We start from the raw sequence: 8164 nt of genomic DNA, 5'->3' as shown, positions 1-8164 counted from the left end.
TCAATAAATTTGAGACAGCTTCGCTAAAGCATGGTTTCCATATCGCCAAAGGGAAAGACAAGGTGAACCGCCAGAACCTTAAAGGAGCTGACAGGGCAAAGTACCAGATCCACGATCAGATCCGTGCCTTATTGCCCAAAGCAGCAAGCATGGGCGAGCTTGAGAAGTTACTTGCCGGGCAGGGTATAGGCATTCTGTACAAATTCAGAAGCGGAACAGAAGAAGTGCAGGGAATCAGTTTTAGTAAAAGCGGATACCAGTTTAAAGGGTCGGAGATTGACAGGAATTATAGTTACGGGAAAATCAGTTTGCAGTTGGCCAAAAATGAACAGATCTTCCGAAAAGAAGGAAAAGACGTCTTACCTGTGAAAAAACAGGAAGAGAAAAGGAGCCTTGCCGATGAGCTCAGGGAAATACTTGCCCGTCCGCAACACTCATCGTCCATTCCGGATGAACAGATGTCAGCCTCCATCAAAACAGAGTCCCCGACGAGATTTTCCGGCGGTCTATTAGGAGACCTTTTCGCTCCGGTAGCTCATTTGTCCGATGATGTGGATGATGAGGCAATCCATGGGCGGAATAGGAGGAGGACAAATAAAGCACGTAAGAATAAAAGATGAAAATAAAAGAAAGGATAAAAAATGAACAATCAACAGGCAACCGAACGATCGGTTATGGATGAAGTAATCGAAAACCTTATTAAAAAGACGGAGTTTCTCGAAACAGAGCTATCCAAGAAAAATGAAGCATTATTGGTCAAGGAAGCGCAGACGCAGGCTTTGCTCACAGATTTCGAAAAGAAATATGGTGAAATAGTGATAAAGTCCCCTGAGCCGGACCTGACACGGCTGGAATCAATTCTTAAAAATAGTCTAATGACTATCGGTAATAGTATGGAAGAATGGCCCAAGCCGTTTAAAAAGGAATATAGGATTTCGCTTTTTCCAGAGCAGACCAAGAGTGTTGAATACGTCAGTGCAGTATTGACCAGATTGATAGTTGGTGTGGCGGTAATCCTCTTTTTAATCTTTTCCTATATGCTTTTGGATAAGAATTTTTAATGGGAAAATCGAGGGAATACGTCCCTTTTATATAGATGAATTATTGCCCGTTATGTGGGATGTATAACATGCCCGCCTTCTTTTAAGGTGGGCATGTCTGTAAAAACTTGATCCATATTCAGTAACATTCATGAATCCCATAGATTGTTTATCCATGCTGATTATATACCTATATTGATATTTTTGAGATTTATCCGGAAAGGTTATTTAATTAGGATATCATTTATATACAAAAAAACTGGCAAGGAGATGGGGAGCTGTATTTTTATCCCAATGTTGACATATATCGGTATATAAATTCCGGATTCTTTAACGGGTCATCACCGTATCTGTTCATTACTTCAGAATAGTTCAGTTTAGCGTCATTAATGCTCCACCAGCAACTAGAGCAGACGTTTATGGCCGCCGAAATCTTATTGATGGGGCGTGATTTACGATCGCACTCAATTATTGCACACCAGCGCTATATATTGTTGTTCTTTCGGATTAGGGTGCCTATTTGATGCTGAAAACAAGCCGGAGCATGATGTGCTCAAACAGATTGACAGCGCTTATGTTGATGTTAGGTACTCTACTGAATATTCCATTAAAGTCGGCAAACTTGAAATTGCCCTAAAAAAAGGATTTGATGCTATGTATATATTAAACGAGTCCTATAAAACCTTAGCATCAGCCTATAGAAATAGATGTTTGTAAAGTTTACCGTGCATCTAGTTCCTAACTATAATGCTGTTTAAGGGCTTTTTAGTATATTTACACTATGAAAATGACCATCGACCACTTGCCGGAGAACAAGCAAGAAGATATAAGACAGATCCTTGAAATCATAAAGGAAGAAGCGAATCCCGTTAAAGTGATTTTATTCGGGAGTCATGCAAATGGTAATTGGGTCGAGGACGAATATGTTGAAAATGGAGTACGTTTCAGTTATATCAGCGACTATGACTTTTTGGTAGTGATAAAAAAAGGAGAAGAGAAGGAACATGCCATAATCAGCCACATTGAAAACCGATCTAACCATGTGAATAACGTAGTTAGCCCTATCGTACATGATATTGATTACATCAACGAGGGGCTACGTTTTGGACAATACTTTTTTACCGATATTATTAACGAAGGCATTCTCCTGTTTGACGATGGTAATTATACCTTTGATGAACCTAGAATATTAACTCCTATAGAGGAAAAGAAAAAGGCTCAGGGCTATTTTGATATCTGGTTTCCGCAAGCACAAGGATTTTTAAAAGGAGTCGATTTTTATCTGACTGATAAAGAATTAAGATTGTGTGCATTCTCATTACATCAAGCTACTGAATGTTTCTATAGTGCAGTACTATTGGTATACACAGGATATAAACCTAAAACACATAATCTTCAAAAACTGAGGAATTATGCTAAGCACATTTCGACCGACTTATATCAATTGTTCCGTACCCCAGTTTTGAACGAACGCGAGCTGCATCTGTTTGATCTCTTAAAAAAAGGGTATATTGATGCGCGGTATAAACTGGACTACGTGATATCAGAAGATGATTTAAAAGAATTAATAAGCAAAGTGAAAAAAATGCAGGAATTGGTCAAACAACTTTGCCAAGAGAAAATCGAATCTTTTTAACACGGATCTAGATATGATGAATTTTAAGTCTATTTCTTTAGCTTTTCCTCTAATTCGACGATAAGTTTATTTTGAAGTTCAATAATTAGATTTTTATCATCGATTACGGCAAGGCCCTTTTCGTTTAGCTCTTTTAATTTATTTGTTTCTCGGTTAAGTAGAGATTTCAGGGGCTCTTCATCTCCATAGTAATCCAAGTAGATATTTTCATCTAGTAAAATGCTAATTTTGGCCAAGCGCTCACTGGAAATTTCAGTCTGTTTATAAATATAAGGTACAGACCTAAGCGCGATGTTTAGCGATCTTGCAACATCTTTATCTTCGATTCCTTTCCCTCTTAACTTTCTTTGAATATATTTCCCCAAGATTTCTTTACCACCCATATCCAAAAATCCTAAAGTTTTATAGCATTCTTTAATTTTTGAATACGTAAAAATATAGTATTAAATACTTAATATTTTGTATTTAATGATTTGTTTACTATATTTGATTAAACATCCTCGCTGCTGGGCCTGAGAAACCTAAAACTAGAGCGATGTTTATTAAATACGATAAAGAAAAACATATAGGGCGGGACTCCTTTTATACATGGCCGGGCTGTTTCTCAAGCCTCAGTAATGAGTTTAGGAGTCCCCAGCCTTATGTTTTTCTGTTGAACAAAAAATATTCCGGTAAAAAGGTCTTTCTAAAAAACCTGATTAAGCATCCTGAATAACCCTACAGATACCTATATTCCCACTCTTTGTCCCCAAGAATCCATTATGAATTTTCCTAGGGGCTGGGGGCGACTATTTTTATAACCCTAGAAAACAGACCAATTTTCATCGAAAAAATAAACGCCACCGGCGTAATGCGATAAATATGTCCAGTCGTACCGTTATTTTTTCGACCATAAACAAGACTAAATTATGCCCACACTTATACTGTTAACCATAAAAGACCTAAAAACAAGGTTCCATAAGGGGAATAACCTCCTAAAGATCCTTACAACGATTTTCGTTTCTATGTTTAGTTTATGTTCCGCGCAGTCCTCCAAACAAAAAACCGAAGCTGTACAAAAGGAGATTACACCACTACAAATCGGTGATACTATTCCGGAAGAATTATGGAATATACCTTTACAGGTTGTTAACCATCCACAAGCAAAAAACACGCTTACTTTAAAAGATTATCGGAAGAAAAAACTGATTGTAATAGATTTCTGGACAACTTATTGTGCCCCATGTATCAGATCATTAAACAGACTTGATTCAATTCAACGCAATGAAAATGATCTTGCTGTGCTACCCGTTTCACCACAGAAAGATCTTGAAATATTTCCGAGAATAAAGAATAAATGGATTATACCATCTGTTGTTTCTGACTCGATATTATCCAAATATTTTCCCTCAGCTGCCTATCCGAATCAAATATGGATAAAAGATAATACCATTATTTCCATTACAAATGGAGAATATGGTACACAGAAAAATATTCGAAATTTTTTAGAGGGTGAAGAAGTGAAATTCATTAATAGAGGTGCAGATTATAAAATTAGTCGCAATGAATTTTTAAAACGAGGGTTTGAAACTGCATTAAAAGAAGGCAACCACTTTATGATTAGGGGTGTTTTTCCGAGGGTCAAGGCCAATATACAAGGTGGAGGAGGATTTGCAACAAAACCGGAAGAGTTTGCCATCTATAATATTGATCCTCTGGCATTAATTCAATTAGCCTATTCAGATTCAATAATATATAATGTTGAAAGTGATTTTAAGACAATTCTGGAAATTGATGATGATAAACTTGAAAAACTACAATATCCGGGAATAATGACAGGAGAATATAAACATGATTTAGCCCTTGAAAAGGCGTTAGATACGACTCTCTTTAATTATGTGAATATCACCCCTGTTCCTATTTCAAGAGCTGAACAGTTCAAGGCAATTAAAGAAGATGTAAATATATTTTTTGGAGCAAAATTTAACATAGTAGCTGGATTAGAGCTTAGAAGTAGACCTTGTTATGTATTAAAAAGGATAACGGGAAAATTTGAATTACCCAAACTAAATAAGTTAAATGAACCAATCGTAAGCTTCACAAGCATTTCTAAAATGTTAAAATATATTCAAGGCCAAAATCGAGATATTCAATTTCCTTTTTTAGATGAAACAGGAGTGGAAAAAGGAGTGGAGCTACAAATGCCTAAAATTCTAAAAGGGATGCCTGCAATCGAACAACATTTGAAAAGATATGGCTTATTCTTTACTAAAGAAAATAGAATGATCAAGGTGCTGGTTATTAAAGATAAGAATAGGGAGGGAATATGAAAATTACGTTGATATTAGTCCTATTATTGAGTATTATTCAAGTGCAAGGACAACAGGTGATTACAGGTACAATAAGAAACAATGTTACTAATCTTCCTATTGAAAATGCCAGTGTGTCTCAATCGAGTTTAAAATCACAAACTAAAACTGATAAAAATGGTCATTTTATAATTAAAGTGAATTCTAAGAATGACAGCCTAATGATTTCTCATGTTGGATTTAAGTCATTAAGGATTGCCGATGTTAAAAATAATGCAGTCTATTTTCTCATACCTACGGAGAATATCTTACAAGAAGTCGAAGTTTCTACAGGTTTTCAGAAAGTTCCTAAAGAAAGAGCAACCGGTTCCTTTACTTTTATTAATAGAGACCTGTTGGGTCGTAAAATTAGCAGTAACATCTTAACAAAGCTTGAGGGAGTAACCAATAGTCTATCATTCGACAGGAGATCTGTCAGAAATAGCGATGATCCGCCTTCTTTAAGGGTGAGAGGTTTATCAACCATGTATGCAAATACACAGCCTTTGATCATTTTGGATAATTTCCCTTATGAAGGAGATATTCAGTCAATTAACCCGAATGATATAGAAAACGTAACGATTTTAAAAGATGCTGCTGCCGCCTCGATTTGGGGTGCCCGTGCAGCCAATGGTGTAATCGTCATTACTACAAGAAATAGGAATGGGACAGCAAGTAATAATGTGAGCTTCACCTCAGCTTTTTCTATACAGGATCGGCCAGACCTTCATTATTCAAAAAGCTGGCTTGCATCTAAAGATTTTCTAGAGTTAGAAGATACCTTTTTTGACAGGGGGTTTTATAATTCCGTGGAGAAAAATGCTAATATGAATATACTATCACCATATGTGCAGGATCGGATAGACCTTAGAAATGGAAAGATAACAAAGGAGGATTTAGAGAAATTTCGAGAAAAATTTAGTCAAAATGACTTATTAAAGGATGCTAATGATTATTTATATCAAAAGGGGAGTTTTCAACAATATGCCATAGCATTGGATGGAAGATATGCGGAAGGAAATTACTACTTATCCTTAGGGTATGATAAAAACAACAAAGACATAAAAGGGAATGGAAGCGACAGATATACGTTGAATTTACGTAATCAATATAAGATCAGTAGGATTCTTGATATTACAGCACAGTTGTTAATATCTGATCTTAAGAATAGAAATAATGGCTTGGGGATGCTTGGGCTTGGAACGAAACTTTATCCTTATGCAAGATTAAAAGACGAGTTGGGAAATAATCTGGATATTGAGCGCGATTTTCGAACCTCCTATAAAATTCAACAGGAAAGTTTGGGTTTACTTGATTGGCGTTTCCGTCCGTTGGATGAACCAAGTTTAAGAGATATAACGAATAGCCTAACCCAATATCAGTTAAATCTAGCTACAATTTTTCATATAATTCATGGAATTGATTTAGATATTAAAGGACAGTATGGACAAACTTACGGAAAAGATCATACCTACTATTCAAAAGATAGCTATTATACTAGAGATATGATAAACCGCTATACACAGCCCAATGGTGAGCGGCCTATACCTATTGGAGGAATTAATTACGGATCAAATAGTAAAGAACAATTTTATTCGATTCGACCACAACTAAATATCAATAAGCAAATTAATGGAAACGATCAACTGAACGTATTGTTGGGTTCCGAAATTCGACAGGTAAAATCTCGGTCAGGTTCTAATACCCTTTATGGATATGATCCAGAGATTAATATAGGGCAAAGTAATTTGGATTTTAGTTCCAGATTTAATATACGTCCTAGAGGCTCACAGTATATTCCTGCACCGGACAATTATATTCATGAGACGATTGACAGGTATCTATCGTATTTTGGCAATATTTCATATAATCATCATAATAAATATATAATCTCATTAAGCTCAAGATGGGATGCATCTAATTTATTTGGTGTTTTAACGAACCAAAGAGGAGTACCGCTATGGTCAGTCGGCGCAAGTTGGCTGTTATCAGATGAGAAGTTTTATCCTTTCAAAGGGATGCCATATCTCCGGTTGAGGACTACGTATGGTATAAATGGAAATATCGATAAAACTGTTACTGCATTCCCTACAATGCGCATTGGTACTGATTCTGAAAATGGGTTTCCATTTGGTACAATTACAAACCCAGGAAATCCATTATTACGATGGGAAAAAGTAGCGCTTACAAATTTTGGAATAGATTTTAAGACAAAAGGAAATAGAATCACTGGTTCTTTGGAATATTATTCAAAGTATTGTAAGGATCTTTTTGGTTTTACAACTATTGATCCGACCCTTTACTTTTCTTCGGCTGTTACAGGAATGTACAGGGTAAATTATGCCGATATGAAAGCAAGTGGAATTGATATTGAAGTAACGTCCACCAATATCATTTCAACCGTGTTCAATTGGCAGACGGATTTTTTATTCAGTAAGGTTAAAAATAAAGTAACAAATTATCTTCCGGATGGTAGGGTTTCAACGGATGCCTATGTTCGTGGGAATTTTACTGCACCAATAGAAAACCGTCCATTAGACATACTTTTCAGTTATCCTGATTACAAATTGGATCCAACGACAGGAGATCCAATTGTGACCATTGATGGTAATGATACTAAAAACTATGCTGATTTTAGAAATAAATTAACTGTGTCCGATTTAAAATACCACGGTCAAAGTACACCCACAATATTTGGTTCTATTCGAAATACTTTTACTTTTAGAGAGTTTACATTAGGTTTTAATGTTCAATATAAATTAGGATATTACTTTAGAAGGCCTACTATGAACTATTATAATTTTCTGAATTCCATGAGTGGCCATCAGGATTTTCTGTTGCGATGGACTAAACCCGGAGATGAATTGTTAACAAATATACCATCGGTTCCAAAAAGTGTTGATGCTAACCGGGATCTAATTGTAGGTTTCTCAAGCTATTTCGTTGAAAAAGGGGATCATATTAGGTTACGTGACATTAATTTTTCATACCGCCTTCCTTTAATTTCAAAATACATTAAGCAGGCGAAAATTTATGGAAATATTGATAATATGGGAATATTATGGAAATCTTCAAAGTATAAGATCGATCCGGATTACCCCTCTTCATTTTTTCCTCCAGTTAGAGTATATTCTTTAGGCGTGAATGTAAATTTTTAAAAA

Annotated in this window: 5 protein-coding genes and 1 pseudogene; 5 read left to right on the top strand and 1 reads right to left on the bottom strand. The window is 35.8% G+C overall.

Translation table 11 applies throughout. The features are described 5' to 3' along the window. From B3E92_RS19065 to B3E92_RS19055, 3 genes and pseudogenes are all read left to right on the top strand, one after another. A pseudogene (locus B3E92_RS19065) lies at positions 1 to 620 on the top strand (hypothetical protein); the annotation flags it as partial. A gap of 21 nt (positions 621 to 641) precedes the next feature. After that, positions 642 to 1061, top strand: a complete 420-nt coding sequence (locus B3E92_RS19060) for a hypothetical protein (protein WP_286897926.1) — start codon at positions 642 to 644, stop codon at positions 1059 to 1061. Positions 1062 to 1821: 760 nt separating this feature from the next. Next, complete coding sequence (locus B3E92_RS19055) at positions 1822 to 2676, top strand: HEPN domain-containing protein (RefSeq protein ID WP_286897924.1); 855 nt, start codon at positions 1822 to 1824, stop codon at positions 2674 to 2676. A 29-nt stretch (positions 2677 to 2705) separates the two neighbouring features. Here B3E92_RS19055 and B3E92_RS19050 read toward each other — a convergent pair whose 3' ends face one another. Beyond that, positions 2706 to 3059 carry a hypothetical protein gene (locus B3E92_RS19050; RefSeq protein ID WP_286897923.1) on the bottom strand — a complete coding sequence of 118 codons (354 nt, stop codon included), beginning with the start codon at positions 3057 to 3059 and terminating at the stop codon, positions 2706 to 2708. 525 nt (positions 3060 to 3584) lie between these two features. Between B3E92_RS19050 and B3E92_RS19045 the strand changes: the two genes are divergently transcribed. After that, positions 3585 to 4985: a TlpA family protein disulfide reductase gene (locus tag B3E92_RS19045; RefSeq protein WP_286897921.1), complete on the top strand. Its 1401-nt coding sequence runs from the start codon at positions 3585 to 3587 to the stop codon at positions 4983 to 4985. Further along, entirely contained in the window at positions 4982 to 8161 is a 3180-nt protein-coding gene (locus B3E92_RS19040) for a SusC/RagA family TonB-linked outer membrane protein (RefSeq protein WP_286897920.1), read from the top strand. Before B3E92_RS19045 ends, B3E92_RS19040 begins: the two co-directional genes overlap by 4 nt. The last annotated feature ends 3 nt before the right edge of the window (positions 8162 to 8164 follow it).

Origin of the sequence: Sphingobacterium sp. UBA6317 (assembly GCF_002440385.1) — a bacterium.
Taxonomy (GTDB): Bacteria; Bacteroidota; Bacteroidia; order Sphingobacteriales; family Sphingobacteriaceae; genus Sphingobacterium; species Sphingobacterium multivorum.
The sequence above is the reverse complement of the archived record's forward strand: the minus strand, read 5'-3'. Positions and strand labels throughout refer to the sequence as shown.